The sequence below is a fragment of the Paenibacillus sp. MER 99-2 genome, from assembly GCF_023714095.1.
Classification (GTDB): Bacteria; Bacillota; Bacilli; order Paenibacillales; family Paenibacillaceae; genus Paenibacillus.
In genome coordinates this window covers 2,148,753-2,171,884 of sequence record NZ_JAMAUZ010000001.1, presented here as the reverse complement: position 1 = coordinate 2,171,884, position 23,132 = coordinate 2,148,753, and the positions used below count along the sequence as shown (strand labels likewise).

Below are 23,132 nucleotides of genomic sequence, written 5' to 3'. Positions count from 1 at the left end.
GATGAAGAGAACTTATAGAAAAGGATGATGATTTTCATGACAACAAGCAATCTTATGGAACGTCTCAAAACAGAGACCGCTCATTATCATAGACAAATTGAACTTAACGATTATGCTAAAGCAATTATGAATCAAACGATAAGCTTGGGAGAATATAAGCAATATCTGGAGAAATTCTATGGATTTATCAAACCCATCGAAGAACAGGCAGTTAATATGCCTTTTTGGAATAACACAGGTCTTGATATCGAAGTCAGAGGTAAAACGGTGCTTCTGGAGAACGATTTGCGGAATTTAGGTTCGAGCGAAGAGGAGATCCGCAATCTGCCCTTGTGTGAGCAATTGCCAGACATTTCTTCTCCGGCTCAATTATTCGGCTATTTCTATGTGATTGAAGGTTCTACGAACGGTGGTCAGATTATGACCAAGCGATTGTCGCAGTTTTTGCCGATTGAAGCGGATCGGGGTCTTGCATATTTTAACGCGTATGGTGATGATACCAGAACGAGATGGAAAGAGTTCATGGAGCTTCTGCTTCAATCTGCTTCCAAGACGGAAGAGCATGACGAGATGGTACACACAGCTTCTGAGACATTCCGTTTGTTGGATCAATGGATTAATACAGCTGACTAAGCGACAGTTATAAAGTTATCATGTCAGAACAAGCGCAGGGGAGAGGATCTGTGATTCATGACCGAATCGAATTCGAGCAAAGACAACAAACAGTTAAACCGTACGTTGCTGAACCAGGGTACGTATACGAATGATCCTATAGATTTGAATAATTGTGATAAAGAGCCGATTCATATTCCGGGTTTTATCCAGCCGCATGGCGTGCTCTTGGCCGTGAACACTAGTAATATGCCCACCATTGTCCAATGCAGTCAGAATACAGAAGAGTATCTTGGTCTGGCAACAGATGAGATTTTGGGTCTTCCACTTGAATCATTGGTGGGTAAGGACAGTCTACAAAATGTGATGAGCTGCACTTTCAATGCGGCGGTGACATCCGATCTACAGTATATGGATCTGACGGTTGATGTATCTGGCGAGCTACGAACTTTTTCGACTGTAATACATGAGAGTGAAGGTTTATTAATTCTGGAGATGGAACCCTCGAACCCTGACGAGAAGGCTGCTATAGAGACCAATGATTATTTGTGGATTTCACGTTTTTTTGGACGGATTAAGAGCACGAGCAATCGCACCCAGGCTAGTCAGATTGCAGCAGAGCAAGTGAAGGAAATGCTGGGATATGATCGGGTTATGATCTACGAATTCGATGAAAAATGGAACGGAAAAGTTATCGCTGAGGCGCGTGAAGAACATCTCGAACCTTTCCTGGGACATCACTATCCTGCGTCGGATATCCCTAAACAAGCCAGGGAGCTGTATCTGCGGAATTGGCTGCGTACCATTGTAGACGTGAATTATCAACCGGTAGAGATTGTACCGTTGCTTCAACCTTTGACAGGTAAACCTCTGAACTTAAGCTTATCCGTGCTTCGCAGTGTATCCCCCCTACACATTGAGTATTTGCAAAATATGGGTGTGGGCGCAACGGTGACGATCTCTCTCATCAATGACAATAAATTATGGGGCTTGATTACATGTCATCATTATTCACCAAGGTATGTGCCGCATCGCATTCGTAACTTGTGTAATTTCCTGGGGTCTTTTTTCTCCAGCGAATTGTTTCAACGTCATCAACTGGACGAGTATCAGGCTGAGATTCAGTCACGTGAGCAAGCCGCACGAATCTCGAATATCTTTATAGGCAATACAAGCCCAGCAAGAGTGGTGGAGGAATTACAGGGTGAGCAACAAACTTTGCTAAATCTTATGGGAGCTTCGGGTGCGGCCGTTTGTTATCAGGACAAGCTACTGCTCTATGGGGATACGCCAACTTGGGAGCAAGTGAGAGGACTCGCAGCATGGCTGGCAGGCGAATCTGAGGATTACAGTTATCATACGTCCCAGCTTAGTTTGGAATATGAACCAGCTAAGGCATATAAGGAAAAAGCATCCGGGATTGTATATGTTGCTATATCACCAGGACAGCATCATTACATCATCTGGTTCCGGCCAGAAGTCGTGCAGTTGGTGGATTGGGCAGGAGATCCGGCTAAAGCGGTAATCAAAACGGATGATGGCATTCGATTGTCTCCACGCAAATCGTTTGAGAAATGGAGGGAAGTTGTGAAATCCACCTCCTATCCTTGGACAGCCAAGGAACTTAACGTGCTGCCATTGCTCAAAACGATTGTGCGCCGTCAAACCGAGAACCAGTTGGTACAAGCTGAGGAGCAGGCGTTGCAGAATGCACGTATTTTACGTCAGAATGAACAGCGATATTTGCAGCTGATGGATTTCTCACCAGTTGCTTTTCTCACCTTAACAGATGGGAAAATAATTTACTCTAACAGTCGTGCAGCCGAACTGCTTGGGTTTGAAGCGACCAAAAATCTTATTGGCATGGACTTTAAGAAGCTGGTACCGGAGAAGGCGCAAGGAACGCTGCAGAAAAGTATTGATGAGCTAAAGCTCAACAGCACGCAGTTGTTTACGAACCAATCGTATTTCATCACAGCCTCAGGAACGTCGCTGCTGCTGGAGATCACCCTTGCTTCGGTTACGCATGGGGGTAAGCCATCATTAATGGTGCTCCTTAACAGCGGTGCTTCGCATCACGATCAGGATCATTATAATCAAACAACGCATCAGCTACAGAATGTCTTAAATACGGATCCATTAACGGACATGCCCGTTCAAGCAATCTTTAAATCACAGCTGCAAAACGACTGGGATGAATGCCTACGGGACAATTGTAGCCTCGGATTGCTGTTCATTGATATAGATGATTTTCGTTCATACAATGCGACGTATGGCTTACAAGGCGGGGATCTGTGTCTGCAATGGATCGGTGAAGTGCTCACCGTTGTATGTGAGCAATATGATGCCTTAATTTCTCGCTTACAAGGGGGAACCTTCATGCTGAAACTGAAGGGAACCACTTCTGAGCGTTCTGCAGAACTTGCAGAAGAGATTAGACAACATGTGCTCGCACTGCAAATCCAGCGTGATTTATCAGATCCGAATGAAGTCGTGACCGTTAGTGTTGGCGGAGCAGTATTCGTGCCTCAAGAGCAGTTAACGATATCGGATCTGATCGAGAAGGCTGGTCAAGCGCTTCTGCAAGCCAAGAGTGAAGGCAAGAACCGTGTTGTGGTCGTTTAAAATCGAATGAGATATGGCGTTTGAACTAGCAACAGTTCAAACGCCATTTTTTTGTTCACCACTGGAATAGGACAAGTGTTATAATGAGCGGTATGGATACACTTGTTCGTATTCTCTACTAGAGGATGGGGTGAAGTATGAAACAATGGAAGACAATTCCAGACAATTAGAATTTACCGAGATTGATCTAAGTGAGGATGCTAGCACAACTGAAGTTCCTATACCTGAACGATCAACTTTGACTCGCGCTCCCTTTGATAAACAAGTTACGAACGGAGGCGTTTTGTCATCGGAGCGAAGGTTCGCCCAGGAAGCACGACAATATATCGAATTGCAGGGAGAAGAGGCACCATTTGTGCCTTTTATGAGTTATTGGCCAACGTATGGTGTGATGAGCGAGTCACAACAAAAGTGGTATTTCTACTGGCGATCTGAAGTACGTGCCGAAAGATATATGGATACGGACTTGTCATATCTTTTTGTACACATCTACGAGTTAATTAATGGTATTGGATGGCATGAGCCTGAGTGGGGATATGAGCAACTAAAACGACTATGGGTTAATTATCGGGAACGATTCTCGCAACTTGATGTGTACATGCAGGATTGGCTTGTCGACTATGGGCTTGTGCATCAAGTGCAGATGTCCTTAACTGAGATCATGAATATCACTAAGGGTTATCTTCCAATGGAGATATCGGATATGGAACTGCATCGGTTGCTGACGAGTGACGTGTCGAAATTGTCGTTGAAATTGCTCAGCAGATACTATGAATATGACATCACTCTCAGTAAATTTTATAGAGATCAAGGTCAACTTGCATTGGAACGGTATATACCACAAGTGATGGTTCTAATGGAATCCTATCTGCAACGAACGCGTGGGGTAGGATTGATCGATCATTTGCAGTTGACGAAGGAGAAGAGCATCAAACGTGCGTTATTTCGAAAAGCTGTTTATGATGATACATTGCATGGAAAAGCGGCGATTGACCTTACCTTTGTCCCTATTGGCGAAAGTGCTTCTTTCTGTTCATTCGTTACAAGGATTTTCCGCTGTACTGAAAATAAACTACGGGAATTACTTGGTTTCAGAGGCAGACTGCGTGGCAAGACCCTCGATACTGAATTTGCTCAAGTCATAGAGCGATATCTAGATAAGGTATTTGCTGCTGAGCAGGAAGAGCTCAAAGAAAAGCCGATGGTAAGGATTGATCAGGAGAAGCTTGCCGTCTTGCAACAGGAGAGTGACTACGTTCGAGAAGCACTTATGATAGACGAACATGAATATTCGGAAGACAAGCTTGTACCAGACAATCAACTTCTGAACCAACACGAAGGGATGCAAGTGACAGAAGAACATACCTTACCGAAGATGGACGAAGTCAAGATGACTCTTCAGTTAGAGGATCTCAATATACAGCACACAACGGAAACCATGAAACCCTACAATAGTAGTACCGATATGGAGTCAAAAGAAGAAGACTTCACTTTAAAATGGAATGATTCCTCCATAGCTGAATTGGATGGTGAATGGATTCTTTTTGCAAATGAGTTGGCTCCGCGACATGTGCAGGCGATATATGCATTATTAGGTGATGAACCTGATCGAGAGCTGGTGCAGGTGGCTGAGCGGAACGGTACAATGCCAACCCTTTTGCTCGATGAGATCAACGATGCAGCTATGGAAACGATCGGTGATCTACTCATTGATAACGACCGGATTGTTCCGGAGTATATGACCGTGTTTGAACATGTGAAGAGGTGATATGTAATGACAGAACTTAAAATACCGAAACGAATCACAACTGCTCTTGTCAATTCCTTAACGGCGGGTGTTGTGCCGCGAATTGGACTGGAGCAGATTGCGGTTGGCCGGAAGCCTGAAGTAGAGGCAATTTTGCGAGATATGGACAATATCGCAGAAGGCGGCGCTGCATTTAAACTGATTACAGGTCGATATGGTAGTGGTAAAAGCTTTCTTTTGCAAATGATTCGCAATTATGCGATGGATCGAGAGTTTGTCGTGGCGGACGCTGACCTGTCCCCTGAGCGAAGACTTGTAGGAACCAAAGGTCAAGGACTGGCTACATATCGTGAGTTGATGACCCGCCTGTCTACACGTACACGGCCGGATGGCGGCGCATTGGAGCCTATTTTACAGAAATGGATTGCAGCACTGCAGCAGCAAACGATGCAAAATAACGGATTAAGACCAGACGATCCAGCACTTGCCCTGCAAGTAGAGCAACAGATCTATGCCGTAACGAATGAGATGCAGAATCTGGTTCATGGATTTGATTTTGCTAAAGTACTGGCCTCGTACTGGAACGGCTATAAGCTCGGTGACGATGATCAGAAGCAAGCAGCTCTCCGGTGGTTAAGAGGGGAATATGCAACCAAAACAGAAGCCAAGAAAGAACTGGCTGTTGGCATAATCATTGACGATGATAACTGGTATGATTATTTCAAATTATGGTCTGAGTTCATCGCCAAAATCGGATATAAAGGTTTGCTGTTGTTTATTGATGAGGCAGTTAATCTGTACAAAATTACAAATAGCGTATCGCGTCAGAGTAACTATGAGAAGCTGCTCACGATGTTTAATGATACGATGCAGGGTAAGGCAGAGCATCTGGGCATTTTTGTAGGAGGAACCCCGCAGTTTGTGGAGGATGAACGTAGAGGGTTGTTCAGTTATGAAGCGCTACGTTCCAGACTGATTGACGGCCGTTATGCAACAAGAGATTATGCCAATTATACGGGACCAATCTTGAAGCTATCCATGTTATCTCATGAGGAAATTCTAATTCTACTACAGAAGCTTCGCCAGATTCATGCATTGCATTTTGGTTATACTGCAAGTTTACACGATGACGAATTAGTTGATTTTATGCAAATGGCAGTTAACCGACTTGGTGCCGATGAAATGCTCACTACCCGTGAAGTGGTGAGAGATTTTATGGATGTGCTGCACACATTGCACCAGAATCCTGAAGTGACATATACACAATTGCTTGGAGAGCGAGCTGCTAAACCCGACGGATCGGGCAAAACAAGCGGTTCATCATCATCTGCAGATGAGCTGGATGACTTTCTCGCGGAATTTGAGTTATGAGCGAAGCGAACCCTTTTTATCGATTAGCGCCGTTTGTCCAGGAATTTATATATAAAAAAAGATGGGAGTCTCTTCGTCCAGCCCAGATCGAAGCGTGCAATATTTGCTTTCATACGCCACATCATATGTTGATTGCAGCGGGCACAGCCTCTGGCAAGACGGAAGCGGCTTTTTTCCCTGCGCTAACGGAATTGTACGAACGTCCATCTAAGTCGGTTGGAATTTTGTATATCGGACCGTTAAAAGCATTGATTAATGATCAATTTGAACGGCTGAAGGATTTGTTGTCTGAAGGTAACATCCCAGTGTGGCATTGGCATGGGGATGTGGCTCAAGCGGAGAAAACACGTTTGGTGCGAAATCCGTCGGGTGTACTTCAGATTACACCGGAATCCCTGGAAGGTCTGTTGATGAATCGACCGAATGCCATCCCAGCTCTGTTTCATGACCTGAGGTATATCATTATTGATGAAGTGCATGCTTTTATGGGAGCAGATCGGGGTATTCAAGTACTGAGTGAGCTGGCTCGCATTGAACGTATGGCAGGTTGTAAGCCTCGCCGTGTTGGGTTATCCGCAACTCTCAGCGATTACGATGCGGCAACTGCTTGGCTTGCAGCCGGAACAGATCAAGGCGTAGATGTCGTTTCTTCACCAGGTGGCCGAAAATTGCGCCTACGGGTTGAACATTTCTCGTTCCCGGATGCCCGTGATGAGGAACAGGCTGAGCATCTGCATAATGCCCGTAAAGCGTATTATGACTTTATCTATGAAAGTACCCATCGGAAGAAGGCCTTAGTCTTCACCAACAGTCGGACTGATGCTGAAGTTACCATCCTTGAGCTACGTCGAGTTGCAGCGAGAAGGCAGGAACGTGATGTATTCCACGTCCACCATGGCAGCATATCCGCGATGCTGAGAGAAGAGACGGAGGCTGCCTTGCGAACAGGGGCAGGGCCAGCGGTAGCCGCAGCAACCGTAACACTGGAACTCGGCATTGATCTTGGAGAACTTGAGCGGGTTGTGCAGCTTGGTGCGCCTTACAGTGCGTCGAGCTTTGTTCAACGACTAGGACGATCGGGTCGACGGGATGATATGGCTTCGGAGATGTTATTTGTATGCCCAGAGGAAGAGGCGGAGGATGCTGAGCTCCCTGCATGTATGCCGTGGACGTTACTTCGTGCGATTGCAGTCATTGAATTATATGTGAAGACGAAGTGGGTTGAACCACTTGAGGCTCGTAAAATGCCGATGGGGGTGCTCTATCACCAAACGATGAGTATGCTCAAGAGCATGGGGGAAGCCGAACCTAGAGAGCTGGCGGAGGCTGTCCTTTCGCTTGCTCCTTTTTCCCAGATCAACAGCAGTCAGTATCACGTCTTTCTAAATTATCTGATTGATACCGATCATTTGCAGTGGACAGAAGAGCAGACGTTAATTATTGGATTAACGGGGGAGAAAACGGTAAATAATTATCGTTTCTACGCCGTCTTCAAGGATGATGAAGAGCATAAAGTGTTGAATGGTTCGGAAGAAATAGGCTCCATTACGACTGTACCGCCACCAGGCTACTGCTTCTCTCTTGCAGGGAAACTGTGGAAGGTTGAAGAGGTAGATCGTAAGCATAAGTCTGTATACGTGAAGTCAGCGAAGGGCAAAGTGGATACATTATGGCTTGGAGCAGGCGGCGATATTCATACGATGGTGATTCAGAAAATGAGAGAAGTGTTGTCGAGTTCAGTCATCTATCCGTATCTATCACCACAGGCAGTGAATCGACTAGAGCGGGCGCGTAGATTGGCTCGTGAGACAGGATTACTGAAGCAAGTCGTCATACCAGCAGGCGGTGATTCACATTATGTATTGCCCTGGGTAGGTAGCAAAGCATTTCGTACATTAGAGCGTCTTATGAAGCATAATCTATCAACCAAGTTAGCCTTACGGTCTGTGGTGCCAATGGAGCCTTATTATTTTGTCGTCGCTGGCCAAGTTGATGCACGTACATTGTTAGCTGAAATCATGAGCGAATGCCGGGCAGCTGAGGATGCATCTGCGTTGCTTGCTGAGGATGAAGCACCATACCTTGGTAAATACGATGAGTTTGTAGCTCCGCCATTAATTCGCGATGCTTTTGCGGTGGATGGTTTGGATCTGCCTGGACTACAATCAGGCTTACAGCAAACGCTGGAATGGGATACAACGGACGTATAACATATGTAGGGCGTAAGAGATTGTACAACATAAGTTATCCATTTTAAATTTGTAAAAGAGGGTTGACACCATCTCACCTCCCATGTAATATATGAAAAGTCGTCACAGAAGAACACATCACAAAAGCATATTTATTTCGTATAACCTCGCAGGCCGAAAGTGTACACAGGGCGAGGGTCTCTACGGGAAGCCTATACTTCCTAACTACGATGCCAAGGGATTCATGTATTCCTTGCACGTAGTTAGGATTTTTTTGCATTTTGGATGTGTCTTTCTGAGCAGGGTTTATTTAAATTGATTGTTGGAACATCAGGAGGTTTGTTCATCAATGAAATATTATCTATCTGTTCTTGCGGGAGCAATGAGTTACGGTATATTATCCACGATTGTAGTTCTGGCTTATGGTGAAGGCTATAAGTTAGGTGAGGTTGTGGGCACACAACTGATTACAGGGTTCATTCTTTCGTGGATGCTGGCACTATACACAAGATTTAACATGAAACGTAAACATAATAACGCAGGTAAATCGTCATCTGCACCAACTCGTGTTTTTCAGAAATTAACGTGGAAACAGCGTTTAATACTTATGGCGGCTGGCACACCGACGGTAATTACCGGTTTGGTTTATTATCAATCACTGCGATACATTCCGGCATCACTTGCCATTATCCTATTATTTCAATTCACATGGATTAGCGTATTGATTCAGGCTGTGAGCAAGCGACAACGTCCGAATAAAGTCACTCTGTTCACACTAGTTATCCTCTTTGGGGGGACATTGCTGGCTGCAGGTTTCCTCGAACAGGGTCTTGGTGAATTTAGTGGTCTAGGGATTGCACTGGGACTTATGGCGGCTGTAAGTTATTCTTTGTTTGTTTTATTCAGTGGAAAAGCAGTTCCTTCAGCGCATCCTGCATTTCGCAGTGCATGGATGGTGACTGGCGGTTTAGTTCTACTATGCATTCTGTTTCCACCGACGTTTTTGTTTAATGGCTTGATCTGGAGCCAGTTGCTCGTCTTTGGCTTCTTGCTTGGATTCTTCGGAGCTTTTATTCCACCAGTACTGTTCGCCATTGGCGTTCCGCATATTGGAGGGGATATGGCAGGCATACTAGGTGCGGTAGAACTTCCGGTTGCGGTGCTACTCTCGGCGATTGTTCTTCATGAGCATGTTAGCGTATTGCAATGGTTCGGGGTTATTGTGGTGTTACTTGGCGTTGCCTTGCCTGAGTTGCACAAACTGAGGTTAAAACGAACCTCGCCATCATATTCATGAAATAGTCATTTTTAATAAAAAATGAACGAGTTTACCTGAAGAAGCCTGAATAATCAGGCTTTTTTCTATTTATAAACTAAGTTTTCGATTGAGAATGCATGACTGCTCCGGCATTGAAGCTGGCTATAGCCCACTGGAGTCATTTTAATTTTGAGATGAATCAGGTATGCTTAAAACGTGTGCTTGAGCAATGAATGATGGAAAGAGGAGCGTTGATATGAATAGTTGGATCCGTAAAGCTTGGCCAATGTTAACGTTGGGTCTTGCTGTAGTTGTTTTACTTGGTTCGTTTCTAGTGTTTTTTATGGGTAAAGATATGTCCCCGGGTTCGGAAAGCGCCAAAGCCGCGAATGCAGCTAAAGCCGAGACAGCAGAAGATCTGCAGGGATTTGAAGTTATTGATGTGAGTGTAAGTAACGATGGTTTTGGCCCAGATGTCATTGAAGTAAAGGCGGGGGTTCCTACCAAAATTAATTTTATTCTTACTCGGCAAGTTACGCATGTTAAGTCATTGTTGTCCAGTGATCTTGGCATGGATCTATACATGCAAAAGGGTGATAATTACTACACGGTCGATCCTGATTTAAAACCAGGTGAATACCAAATCCATTGCGGTATGTATATGATTTATGGAAAAATCAAAGTTGTCTAAAATGAAGGAGCAGGGTTCGGGTAACCGAATCTTTGCTCCTCTTTTGCATGCATGATATCATGGTAGAGTCATATATTCCATCTGGAGGTGCAAATATGAAAGCGCTATTTATTGGAGGCACAGGAACAATCAGTACAGCCATAACAACTCAACTTGCCGAGCAGGGCTGGGAGCTATATCTCATCAATCGAGGGAATCGAAATGCCAATCTTCCTGCGGAAGTGAAGGTATTGCAAGCGGATATCAATGACGAAGCACGAGTAGCAGAGCTGATTGCCGATCTGAATTTCGATGTGGTGGCAGACTTTATTGCATTTGTACCCGCACAGTTGGAGCGAAATTATCGGCTGTTCAAGGACAAAACCAAACAATTTATATTTATTAGCTCTGCATCAGCATATCAGACCCCGCTTGCAGATTATCGAATTACGGAAGGCACGCCATTATCCAATCCGTATTGGGAATATTCTCGCAACAAGATTGCTTGTGAGGAATATCTATTGAAGCAATATCGGGAGCAAGGATTTCCGATAACAATTGTACGCCCAAGTCATACGTATAACGAGCAATCCGTACCTTTAGGTGTTCATGGTGCGCAAGGTAGCTGGCAGGTGCTTAAGCGTATGCTTGATAATAAACCGGTGATTATTCATGGTGACGGCACGTCACTGTGGACCATAACGCACAATAGCGATTTTGCAAAAGGCTTCATCGGTCTGATGGGCAACATCCATGCGATCGGAGAATCCGTACATATTACGTCGGACGAATCCGTCACGTGGAATCAGATCTATGAGATCATTGCGAGTGCGCTTGGCGTTAAGCTTCATGCCGTACACGTATCCTCCGAGTTCCTGGCTGGCTGCAGTGATCAGGATCTTCGAGGAGGATTACTTGGCGACAAGGCAAATACCGTTGTATTTGATAATAGCAAGCTCAAAAGGCTGGTACCGGAGTTCGTAGCAACAACGCGCGCGGATCAAGGCATTAGAAACACTGTTGAGCATATTCTTGCCCATCCTGAGCTTCAAAAAGAAGATCCAGAGTTCGATGCATGGTGTGACAAGGTCGTTGGTGTGCTGGACGAAGCGTTACTTAAGATTAGAAATGAATTGTGGGGGGGTAGACATGACTCAGAATAGCCATCGATTGATCAAAGAAATTAAGAAGACTGTAACGATGGATTATTTACTTCATGTTCCCAAAACGGTTACAGAAACAAACGACCTTTGGCCCGTCATTCTATTTCTCCATGGTTCCGGTGAACGTGGAACGGATTTGAACCAGCTTCGGCAGCATGGTCTTCCTCAGATCGTAGAACAGGATGAAGAATTCCCATTTATCGTTATCTCACCTCAATGTCCAGAGGACGAATTCTGGGCCAATGAGAAAGAAGCCGTTATAGCCATTGTGGAATATGTACTGGCCAATTATGCGGCCGATCCCAAACGGGTATACCTAACTGGTTTAAGTATGGGAGGATATGGTGCATGGCATCTACCTGCTGACTATCCGGGCGTTTTTGCGGCTGCAGTACCAATCTGTGGAGGTTGTAATCCAGCCAAGGCAGTTGCATTACAACGATTACCTATCTGGGCTTTTCATGGTGCTAAGGATGATGTGGTACCGCTCTCGGAATCACAAGGAATTGTGGATGCACTCCTTGCTTTGAACGCGGATGTTAAACTTACCGTCTACCCTGAGGGTGGTCACGATGCTTGGACTGAAACATACAATAATCCTGATCTGTACAAGTGGTTTCTTCAACATTCTCTATAGTTCAATCTAGTTAGATTTGATATAGCTACACCGTGATTAAGTATTTACATTCGTTAAGTGAATCGTTATAATCAAGAAAAAATGACACTGGTTAGGGGAGGCACCCCAGCAGAGGACTTAGTCCTTTGTTGGGGTGCCTCCTTTTTTTGGTGTACCCAAAGGAGAGCAGACGCTTGGCTAAATCGAATAAACGTGTGAAGAAACAAGCTGAACAGCTTACCAAAGTTGTGCTTGCATTTGCTTTATTATCTCCTCATGCCTTGATGTATGAGATTGGTTCAACTGCTGTGATGGCTGAAGCTGTGGAGACGATCGGTGTAGTATCGGATACTGCAAGCATGAAGGCAGTTCAGTCCTCCAAAGTGAAGGTGGAGATGAATAGTGAGGGCAAATACAGAATAGTATTACTGCCTAATACCAATGTGTTTTATGGTGGTGATACAGGCAATGTATCCACTATTATTGACCATAATGGCACAGCCATTAATTTCAAATCCTTGCCGCTCAACTATTATCGAATCCACAACAATGTGATCGAGATGTCAAGGCAAAAGGATAACGTGGAGTATATTTTGCGAGTATCCATCGTAAATGCGACCTCTCAAGGAGGCTATATGAAGGTTGAACTGGAAGCTGTGAATCGCAGTGGTTCAGCGATGAATCTCGGAGGCACGTTCTATTGGGATACGATGGTGAATGGTAATGATGCCTCGCCGTTTGAGGTGATTGAGAACGGTTGGCGCAATTATAGTGGAGGCGTACAGGTCACGGCTTTTTATGCCAATACGTACAATGTGGTGGATGCAGATCGAATCTACATGGGTCAATACAGCAGTCCAGATAGTGCCCGGCTCACAGGAGGTCAGCACCCTTCGACGTTTGTTCCAGGACAGACTGTAACGGCGAGTGATACGGCTGCACAATTCTGGTGGGATGGTAAGGCAGTAGCTAATCAAACGTCTCGCAAATTTTCAACGATTGTAGGCATTGGTCCCAAGAATGCACCACCTTCGTTTGCCTTGACTGCACCTTCAACGGGTCAGACATATTATAAGGGGGAACAGCTTCAGATTGTTGGTACAACCCGAGATACCGATGTTGGAGATCTGTTGACGGTCAAATGGTCGATAGACGGAGGAGAAGAGAATACGTTGACACAGATCCGAGCTACGGGAGCTAATCAGAGTTTTAATACAACGTATACTTTACCTAATACACTGAGCGATGGGACACACACGTTGCAGGTATGGGTTATGGATGACAAAGGAGGAGTGTCTTCGGCAGGAACGGTACATTTTACGGTTCGGAGTTTCGTCGTTCCCGGGACACCGACGTTTACCTCTGTTAACAACAATAGTCTACTTGCAAGCTGGGACAAAAAAGCGAATGACTCATCAGTTACATACGAACTGAAGAATCTAACAACCAATCAGAGCTACGACACAGGTTCACTACATAGTCGGCAGATCACAGGACTGACACCGAATACGAATTATTCATTTGCAGTACGTGCCAAAAATTCAAGCGGTACCTACACAGGTTTTTCAAGCCCATCTACTGTATTCACTCATGCTAATATTCCAGCGGATGCTAGTGTAGCGCAATCTGGAAACTCCGTTATAGCTAGCTGGGGTTCGAATGGTAATCCTGCCGGGACGAAATACAAAACTGAAATTCGCACATCAAGTGGGCAAGTGCTTGTAACAGGTGAGACGACGAACACCCGAGCAGACCTTACATTGACAGGGCTAGCCGATGGTAGATATGAGGTTTTCGTTGCCGCCATTAACGGCGCAGGTATCCAGACAGCCTCTCAGTCTGCAGGACAGATCATGAAGGATACGACGGGGCCAACAGCTCCAACGGTTGTTGCTCATCCTTCTTCGTGGACTAAGGAAGATGTTCAGATTACGATTACACCAGGAAGCGACGAGTTAAGTGGTATTTTGAAGACGCAGGTGAAGGTTGGTATAGGGGAAGATTGGCGAGATTATAACGAGCCTTTTACGGTTTCTTTTGAAGGAAAGACGGTCATTACAGCAAGAAGCATCGACACTTTCGGTAATATCGGACAGGAGACATCGGTGTGGGCAAGAGTCGATCGTACTGCTCCAACAGCGCCAGTAATTTCTTTAAACCCTCCAGGGTGGACGAAGTCCGGAGTAACGGTAACTTTGACGGAAGGCAGAGATGAAGCAAGTGGTGTTGCTGTCACGGAGTATAGGTTAGGTGATGAAGGAGAATGGATTTCTTATAAGGAACCTTTTACGATAGATATAGAAGGCATTACCGAAATTCAAGCACGTAGTGTAGACTATGCTACCAATATTAGTTCCCTATCATCGTCCAAGGTGAGGATTGACAAGACAGGGCCGGAGGAACCCAAGATTGTTTTAAGTGAAGAGAACTGGACGAACCATGATGTTACGATAGTGATAACTAGTGGAGAGGATCACGGAAGTGGGCTAAGCAAAACCCAGTATCGATTAAACGAACAGGGGCCATGGATCGACTACATTGGTGAAATTACAGTTTCTCATGAAGGAGAGACAACGGTATATGCGCGTTCATTGGATCTCGTCGGTAATGTGAGCCGTATAGCGAATTCAATCATTCGAATAGATAAGACTGCTCCGACGGAACCAACAATCACATTAGCACAATCCGGATGGAGCAAGAATCCCGTAGAATTTACGCTTGGAGGTAGCATAGACAAACAAGACATTACGTATGAGTACAGCCTTGATGGGGAGTCATTTATTACTGGAGATCGCGGTGTCATAAGTACCAATGGAATCACAACCTTAAGAGCCCGAGCGATAGACGCTGTGGGTAACGTTGGTAAAGTCAGCACACGTGAGGTGTACATTGATCAGGCAGCTCCTAGCGTTACATTCTCACCTAATGGACAACAATGGACAGACACTGATATTTCGACGACGATCCGGTTTGAAGATGCTGATTCAGGCATAGATGAGTCAAAACGATTATATAAAATAACAGGCAGTGAAGCACCACCAGAGGACTGGTTCGAGGCTATTTCAGATGAACAGACTGTTGAATTGACTTCAGAAGGCATCTGGTATATCCATGTCAGAGCAACTGACCATGCAGGAAATACATATCAGACCGTATCAGCACCATATCAGATTCAGCGTAAACCATTGAGACCTGGAAAGGTAACTATGACACAAGTTGGCGAAACGTCAGCGGAACTTACCATCGATCTACCCACGGGAGATTCCTACACGGACGGATATCATTATAACATTCATAATAAAACGACAGGTCAGTCGTGGACATTGGATTATCCAAGACATACCTTCGTCGATACGGGTCTAAGTGGAGGTCATACGTATGAGTATGAGGTGGTAGCCCGAAATCATACAGGGACGAGCGAAGCGGTATTATTGCAGGTATTGACACTTCCAGCAGCGCCTCAATCGGTGCAAATTCGCAAGGTGGAGTCCCAGCCAGACATGGCTGAGCTCTCCTTCGAACCTGTGGAGGGCGCATCGGCTTACCGTGTTACTGCTGAAACTGCATATGGTCAACTTGTATATGATCAGTCCGTTTCCGATCCAAGCCATGTTCCTTACCTAACCAATCTCATCCCAGGTACAGTGCATACCATTTCGGTCACGGCTAGTAATGGAACGGGTGCTGGGCGAAGTAGCAGGATAGGATTCCTTACTTTACCTGGCGTACCTGGCGAATTAACTGCTGTGCAGATTCGAGAGCATGAGATATCTCTATCTTGGGACAACGTTCTTTCTGCTACATCTTATCTGCTCTCCCGTGAAGGAATAAACGTCTACGAAGGAACAGAGACGGAATATGAAGACAAGGGGTTGGAGAGCGGCACGGCGTACAGTTACGAGTTAGTAGCGGAGAATGAAACTGGACAGGGACCAGCATCAACAACTCGTACATTAATGACATTACCTGACGCAGTTACGGCGTTAAGAATTAGCGATTCGACAACCAGCAGTTTACGTTTGAGTTGGGATGGTGTTAGAGGCGCGGATCAGTATGCGATCTATGTAAATGGAGTTAAGCAGGATACAGCTCCTTCTGGAACAGAGGAATGGGTTGTGACAGGACTTGTTGCTGGAATGAATTATGAGCTGCAAGTGCAGGCAGTGAATATCAGTGGACAGGGAGTGTCGACTTCTATTACAGGCACAACACTTCCTGAAGTTCCTTCAGGACTAAGTGCGGATCAACTAACAGAGACAGGTGCGGTTGTAAGCTGGGATGCTGTATCTGGGGCGACCAAATATCGAGTAACAATTGATGGTCAGAGCTACGAGATGTCCGATACACATCTGACATTACGTCACCTCCAGGCAAGCAAGCACTATACCTATCAGGTAGGGGCGGGAAATGCTGCTGGATATGGTGCAGATGCCGTGGGAGAACTGCTAACTCTACCAAGTAGACCCGGGGGACTTACGGTTACACGTACAGATGAGACGAGTATAGCTATGAAATGGGAGCCGGTAGATACGGCTAACAACTATATTGTGAGTGTGAATGGAACTGAGGTGGGTAGAACCTCTGAACCTGAATACATTGCAGCGAATCTACTTCCTGGGATGGAATATGTGTTAGAAGTGCAGGCGGTCAACGAATCAGGCACGGGAGAGTCCGCACAGCTTATTCATCTATCCCAACCTACTCAGCCCGACAATCTTGTAATTACACCTGAAGCACATCAGGCAGAAGTAACATGGTCGGTAGTTGAGGGAGCATCTGAATATGTGATTGAACGTGGGGGACAAGAGATATATCGTGGACGAGAAACTCGGGTGATCTTACCAGGATTAATGGAAGGAACGCAGTATGCCTATACGCTGAGAGCCCTGAATAGACAAGGAACTAGCTCCGAAAAGGTAGACGTGCCCATTCTGACTTTACCTGCCCAGCCGCATGAAATGAAAACACTCGATGTGAACACAACCGGGTTGCATATAGATTGGACCACATCAGAGGTACGAGGAGCAGATGGATATATCCTTGAACGTGATGGACAGGTTATTGCACGAATCGAATCTGACAAAACTGCTTTCGAGGATAAGCACTTATCTCCGGGTACTAAATATGTCTATTCGCTTCGTGCATTTAACGGTAGTGGTGAAGGGAAAGCACTCAACTATTCGGTAACGACGCAAACAGAACCCATTCTTGGCACAGCTATTACGACGAATAATGGCACTCATGAGATGGGCTTGAAATGGGAGCCGGTGCAGGGGGCAACTGCTTATGAGATTCGAAACAAGGTTACAGGTGAGACGCAAACGGTGACTGAATCTCTGGCGCAGCTCGTCAATCTGGAGAGTGGAACAGCTTACACACTTGAGCTTGTCGCATTGAATGAGGATGGACAACGTTCAGAAGCTGTTCAGATTGAAGTGTTAACCAAGCCACTTTCTCCACAGACGGTAACGGTCTCAGATATTACCGATGAATCGGTAGTCCTTGATCTAACAGGTAGCTCTACTGAAGGGGCGAGCCAGTTAATCATTTTGCGTGATGGTATTGAGGTAGGGAGAGTACCGGCAGGTACAGTATCGTATGAGGATAGTGGTCTAACACCAGGAGAGAAGTACACCTATACGATTAGAACTTCCAATGCATCAGGGGATAGTGAATCCGGCTTTGACGTAGGAATACAAACGCTGCCTGCTACGACGCTCGATCCAGTGTTACCACAAGAGGTTAGCGAGACGGAGACTGTGCTTATGTGGGAGAAGGTGCAAGGTGCAGAGGGGTATATCATTCGTATTGGAGATCAAATGATCTCCACAATAGATGATCATGAGATAACCGAGTTCAAACTTAAACATCTTACGAGTGCTGCACCATATACTGACGTTCAGATCGTTCCATACAATGCGACTGGTGAGGGGAGTCCAATTGTCGTTTCACCGTTTTATACCAAGCCCCATGTGGAATTGATTGAAATGAAATTGAGTCCAGAGACAACACAGGCTAGTATGATGTGGGAATTTCCGTATTCGAACGAAATATTTGTGGTGTTGTTAGATGGAATTGAGGTTCATCGAGGCAAGCAGAAGGAGCTGGTGATGGATCAACTAGATGCTGGAACGAATTATATCGTTGAATTGTACACGGAAAATGAGCAAGGCGATGCTTCGGCGAAGCTATCATATGATCTACTGACGAAACCGGATGCACCACCGGAAGTTGCTTATCGTTCAACGAAGGATAGCATTCGTCTATTGTTTGATCACAGCTATGTACAAGGAGCCGATCAGTTCATTATTGAAAGGGATGGCGAAGAAATCAGCCGCGTAGCTATAGATGCATTATTTTATGAGGACCAGATTCTGGAGCCTGGAAGTCACTATAGTTACACGATCCGCACGTTGAACGAATCCGGGGTGAGTGAAGCTGCCTATCAACTGAATGCTGTCACTTTGCCGGGCGATCCAACAACTCAGCCGATCGTGCAGGATCGTACACAGCATGGTGCAGATATCCTATGGGAGATCGTTCCGGGTGCATCTGGATATCGAATCTATCAAGATGAGGAACTTCTTGCAACAACAACCGAAACGTCCGTGCATCTATCAGGGCTGAATACGGCTGAGCGTTATAACAATTTTGCAATCATTCCTTATAATGAGGCGGGAGATGGTTCGCAGATTACTGTGCCAGAATTCGAAACGTTGCCTTCAGACAAATTTACGGTTTCAGCTGTAGCCCGAGGGACGAGTGATATCGTACTTAGATGGAATTTGGATTCCCGTAATGAGATGATTGTTGTTGAGTATAACGGGCGGGAAATTTATCGCGGGAAAGAGCGAAGCTATACTTGGACGGGACTTACAGGTGGACAGCATTATGAAGTACAAGTCTGGACTGAAAATGAGGCTGGAGAACGAAGCGAACGACAGATCGCATCTGTCACGACATTAGCGTATCCATCTTCAAACGTAGGTGACGGAAGTGCTTCCGGGATTTCATCCGACAAGTCGGATAATTCAGCATTGGTTGTTATAGAAGCAGACAAGGATAACAATCAGGAACAGGACAAGCAAACGCCACTGCCTATCAAAAAGGAATTAAAGTTTGTAGACATAGACCACATATTCAATAAGGAACAGATTACATTGCTTGCTGAACAAAACATCATTCAAGGTGTGAGTGAAACACGGTTTGAACCTCGGCGTCCAATCACACGGGCAGAATTCACGGCACTTCTTGTTCGTTTATTGAAGCTGGATACGTCAGCCCAATATGATCACGCTTTTCAGGATGTAAACGTAGAAGATTGGTTTGCCCCTGAGATTGAAGCTGCAATCAGACATGATATGGTTCATGGGATGGGTAACGGGAAATTTGCGCCCCACGCACTTGTGACCCGTGAACAAGCATCGAAGATCATTGCCAATGTAGTTCGCGCACTGAACTCGGAACCGAATTCCCAGTCAAAATCAGGTCGGATTGCCTTCACAGATCAAGTGAATGTATCCCACTGGGCAACGGAGGAAGTGAAGGAGCTCGCTGAACTATATTTGCTAACAGGTTATGAAGATGGAAGCTTCCGTCCTTTGCAGCATCTGAACAGAGCTGAAGCTGCTGCATTAATTTATCGATTGCAGAAGCTAATAAGTACGCTGGAAATGAATCGAGATTTGTCTTAACCACTGTCACTGGAACAAAGAATATAAGGCAGCGCGTGAAGAGCTTCAGTGCATCCCCTTCATTACCTTTGCTATCGAAAACGCTCATGCTATAATGAGATGCTATATAAGTCAATAATAAGGGTAATGAACAGTGGTGATGACTAATGAATAATAAATTTATTCGGATCTATGAGGATATCGCAGCAGATATTCGGACGGGGGAAATCGAGGCAGGAACACTGCTTCCATCTGAGCTGGATCTGACTGAGCAATATCAAACATCCAGAGAGACCATCCGCAAAGCATTGAAAATGTTATATGAAGAAGGATACATCCAGAAGATTCAAGGCAAAGGTTCCATTGTATTGGACATTCGCAAAATTGACTTTCCTATTTCTGGTCTTGTAAGCTTCAAAGAACTAGCCCAAAAAATGGGTCATCGTGCGAAGACATATGTTAACGTGTTCGAAGAGCGAGAAGTGGATCAGAACTTATTCAAGCAGATTAACTTTGCGCTGAACGAGAAGGTTTGGGAGATTGTACGTGTGCGTAATGTAGACGGGGAGCATGTCATTTTGGATAAGGATTATATTAGCCAGAAGCTTGTTCCGGGACTTAACAAGGAAATCTGCAATAATTCGATCTACGAGTATATTGAAGGAGAGCTGGGTCTCGCCATTTCGTTTGCCAAGAAAGAGATATTGGTTGAAGAGCCTACGGAAGAGGATCGGAAATGGCTTGATCTGGAAGGATTTCATAACGTTGTTGTGGTGAGGAGCCAAGTGTACCTTGAGGATGCCAGTCCGTTCCAGTACACGGAATCTAGACATCGTCCCGATAAGTTTAAATTTGTTGATTTTGCCCGACGTCGATAAGTTGGGTTGAAATCTAAAACTAAAGAGTACCTGTTCACATCTTTGGATGTGGATGGGTGCTTTTTTGTCATCACTTCTAAGTGCTTTTGAATATTTCCGTTTATATTTAAAATCTTTTTGTTTTCAAAACAAAACAAAGATGTTAAACTCTGATTAGGAATAAAACAAACATTATCGGAGGGAAACGAATGGTACAGAGTTTATGGAATTCAGCGCAGGCTTCAGAGAAAACAACAGGACTAGATCAATTGGTTTACCGCTCCAATCTAATTGGTGCTGATCGCAGTGTGTGCAATATTTTCGGCGGGAACACATCGACCAAAACAACAGTACAAGATTTCCGTGGTCGTGAGATCGAAGTTATGTATGTTAAAGGCAGCGGCTCTGACTTGGGCTCCATGCAAGCGAAGCATTTTACAGGTCTTGCACTTGAGGACATTCGTCCATTAATTGAACGGGAATCCATGACAGATGAAGAGATGGTTGAGTATTTGGGACATTGCATGATTGATTCCAAACACCCACGTGCTTCCATTGAGACACTCTTACATGCGTTCCTTCCATATAAACATGTTGACCATACACACCCAGATGCCATAATTAGTTTGTGTTGTGCAGATAACGGAAAAGAATTAGCAAGAGAAATTTACGGAGACCGCTTCGTATGGGTACCGTATGTGCGTCCTGGTTTTACATTATCTAAAATGATTGCTGAAAGCGTATTCGCCAATCCCAATGCAGAGCTTGTACTCATGGAGAAGCATGGATTAGTTACTTGGGGAGAGACGTCAGAAGAGTGTTATGCACAGACGATCAAAATCATCAACGAAGCGGAAGCTTTCATTGAAGCAAGGGTAGACGAGGCAAGCCTGTTTGGCGGCGTGAAGCATCCGGCACTTGCAGCTGAGGTTCGTCGTGAGATCGTATCTCGTGTGATGCCAACGATTCGAGGAGCGGTATCAGATAGCAAAAAAATGATTTTGTCCTTTGACGATCAAGATGACGTTCTTGCTTTCGTAGGTGGAGCTGACTCACCGCAACTATCCCAAGTTGGAGCAGCGTGCCCGGATCATTTGGTACATACCAAAGTGGTACCATTGTTTATTGATTGGACACCTGATGCAGACGATATTGAAGGACTTCAAGCGAAGCTGGTCGATGGCGTAGCAGCGTATAAAGAGCAATATCAACAATATTTTGAAAGTAACAAAAATGAAGGCGATGTGATGTTCGAAGCTGCACCACGGGTTATTTTGATTCCAGGCGTAGGTATGATTAACACAGGTAAGAGCTGGGCGCTTTCCCAGGTCAGTGGAGCGTTGTACCATAGAGCCATTGCCGTGATGCGTGGGGCAACCAGTCTCGGACAATTCGTATCGCTTAGTGCCAATGAGTCTTACAATGTGGAATACTGGCCACTTGAGCTATACAAGCTTTCTCTTGCACCAGCGGAGACGGAGTTCTCTCGTAAAGTTGCTTTCATTACAGGAGGCGCTGGAGGCATCGGAAGTGAAACAGCGCGTAGATTGGTATCTGAAGGAGCACATGTTGTCCTCGCTGATCTGAATCTTGAAGGTGCACAGAAGGTCGCACAGGAGATTAATGATCAATATGGCGCCAATCGTGCTTATGCACTTAAAATGGATGTAACCGATGAAGCGGCTGTTCAAGCGGCATATGCCGAAGTTGCCATACAATATGGCGGCGTGGACATCATCGTGAACAATGCAGGGTTAGCGACTTCTAGCCCATTTGACGAGACATCCTTGAAGGAATGGAACTTGAACATGAACGTACTGGGTACAGGTTACTTCCTCGTTGCGCGTGAAGCCTTCAAGCTGATGAAACAACAAGGAATCGGGGGCAGCATGGTCTTCATCGGCTCCAAAAACTCGGTATATGCTGGAAAAAGTGCATCCGCATACAGTTCTGCTAAAGCACTTGAAGCTCATCTTGCTCGTTGCATTGCGGCTGAAGGCGGAGAGTATGGCATTCGTGTAAACACGATTCTACCAGATGCTATTCTGCAAGGTTCGGCGATCTGGAACGGTTCTTGGAGAAATGAGCGTGCGGCAGCATACGGCATCGAACCGGATCAATTAGAAGAGTATTACCGTAAACGTACCACGCTACTTGTTAATATCTATCCAAGAGATATCGCAGAAGGCATTGCTTTCTTCGCTTCTTCCAAGTCGGAAAAAACAACGGGATGCATGATGACCATTGATGGCGGTGTTCCAGCAGCGTTCACTCGTTAATAGAGTTTGTCTCAAAGCTTCATATTGAATTACAGGCATACCTTCAGAATTAGGAATAATAGTATATAGTAA

General features: G+C 45.2%; 12 protein-coding genes and 1 riboswitch. All 12 genes read left to right on the top strand.

The features are described 5' to 3' along the window. Positions 1-36 precede the first annotated feature (36 nt). Complete coding sequence (locus tag M3636_RS09650; RefSeq protein ID WP_251382289.1) at positions 37-633, top strand: biliverdin-producing heme oxygenase; 597 nt, start codon at positions 37-39, stop codon at positions 631-633. Between the two features lie 57 nt (positions 634-690). Then, on the top strand, positions 691-3,237 hold the full coding sequence (locus tag M3636_RS09645; protein WP_251382288.1) for a diguanylate cyclase domain-containing protein: 2,547 nt from the start codon (positions 691-693) through the stop codon (positions 3,235-3,237). Between the two features lie 130 nt (positions 3,238-3,367). Further along, positions 3,368-5,005, top strand: a complete 1,638-nt coding sequence (locus M3636_RS09640; protein ID WP_251382287.1) for a TerB N-terminal domain-containing protein — start codon at positions 3,368-3,370, stop codon at positions 5,003-5,005. 6 nt (positions 5,006-5,011) lie between these two features. Continuing rightward, on the top strand, positions 5,012-6,355 hold the full coding sequence (locus M3636_RS09635; RefSeq protein ID WP_251382286.1) for an ATP-binding protein: 1,344 nt from the start codon (positions 5,012-5,014) through the stop codon (positions 6,353-6,355). Then, a complete protein-coding gene (locus M3636_RS09630) occupies positions 6,352-8,565 on the top strand; it encodes a DEAD/DEAH box helicase (RefSeq protein ID WP_251382285.1) in 2,214 nt (737 codons plus the stop codon). Before M3636_RS09635 ends, M3636_RS09630 begins: the two co-directional genes overlap by 4 nt. Before the next feature lie 116 nt (positions 8,566-8,681). Beyond that, positions 8,682-8,792: riboswitch (purine riboswitch) on the top strand. A 101-nt stretch (positions 8,793-8,893) separates the two neighbouring features. Further along, a complete protein-coding gene (locus tag M3636_RS09625) occupies positions 8,894-9,841 on the top strand; it encodes an EamA family transporter (RefSeq protein ID WP_145409377.1) in 948 nt (315 codons plus the stop codon). A gap of 217 nt (positions 9,842-10,058) precedes the next feature. Beyond that, complete coding sequence (locus M3636_RS09620; protein ID WP_164848725.1) at positions 10,059-10,493, top strand: cupredoxin domain-containing protein; 435 nt, start codon at positions 10,059-10,061, stop codon at positions 10,491-10,493. A gap of 95 nt (positions 10,494-10,588) precedes the next feature. Then, entirely contained in the window at positions 10,589-11,635 is a 1,047-nt protein-coding gene (locus M3636_RS09615; protein ID WP_251382284.1) for an SDR family oxidoreductase, read from the top strand. Continuing rightward, positions 11,622-12,272 (top strand): carboxylesterase family protein, encoded by a 651-nt coding sequence (locus M3636_RS09610; protein ID WP_251382283.1) that lies wholly within the window; start codon positions 11,622-11,624, stop codon positions 12,270-12,272. Before M3636_RS09615 ends, M3636_RS09610 begins: the two co-directional genes overlap by 14 nt. Before the next feature lie 173 nt (positions 12,273-12,445). Further along, positions 12,446-19,945: a fibronectin type III domain-containing protein gene (locus M3636_RS09605; RefSeq protein ID WP_251382282.1), complete on the top strand. Its 7,500-nt coding sequence runs from the start codon at positions 12,446-12,448 to the stop codon at positions 19,943-19,945. A 146-nt stretch (positions 19,946-20,091) separates the two neighbouring features. Then, a complete protein-coding gene (gene treR, locus M3636_RS09600) occupies positions 20,092-20,802 on the top strand; it encodes a trehalose operon repressor (protein ID WP_251382281.1) in 711 nt (236 codons plus the stop codon). A gap of 188 nt (positions 20,803-20,990) precedes the next feature. Further along, a complete protein-coding gene (locus M3636_RS09595; protein ID WP_251382280.1) occupies positions 20,991-23,060 on the top strand; it encodes a bifunctional aldolase/short-chain dehydrogenase in 2,070 nt (689 codons plus the stop codon). Positions 23,061-23,132 lie beyond the last annotated feature (72 nt).

Bases quoted from the DNA above. Each gene is read 5' to 3' on its own strand.
- M3636_RS09620 (WP_164848725.1), top strand. From the start codon at position 10,059: ATGAATAGTTGGATCCGTAAAGCTTGGCCAATGTTAACGTTGGGTCTT.
- M3636_RS09630 (WP_251382285.1), top strand. From the start codon at position 6,352: ATGAGCGAAGCGAACCCTTTTTATCGATTAGCGCCGTTTGTCCAGGAA.
- treR (WP_251382281.1), top strand. From the start codon at position 20,092: ATGAATAATAAATTTATTCGGATCTATGAGGATATCGCAGCAGATATT.
- M3636_RS09615 (WP_251382284.1), top strand. From the start codon at position 10,589: ATGAAAGCGCTATTTATTGGAGGCACAGGAACAATCAGTACAGCCATA.
- M3636_RS09595 (WP_251382280.1), top strand. From the start codon at position 20,991: ATGGTACAGAGTTTATGGAATTCAGCGCAGGCTTCAGAGAAAACAACA.
- M3636_RS09625 (WP_145409377.1), top strand. From the start codon at position 8,894: ATGAAATATTATCTATCTGTTCTTGCGGGAGCAATGAGTTACGGTATA.
- M3636_RS09635 (WP_251382286.1), top strand. From the start codon at position 5,012: ATGACAGAACTTAAAATACCGAAACGAATCACAACTGCTCTTGTCAAT.
- M3636_RS09650 (WP_251382289.1), top strand. From the start codon at position 37: ATGACAACAAGCAATCTTATGGAACGTCTCAAAACAGAGACCGCTCAT.
- M3636_RS09610 (WP_251382283.1), top strand. From the start codon at position 11,622: ATGACTCAGAATAGCCATCGATTGATCAAAGAAATTAAGAAGACTGTA.
- M3636_RS09645 (WP_251382288.1), top strand. From the start codon at position 691: ATGACCGAATCGAATTCGAGCAAAGACAACAAACAGTTAAACCGTACG.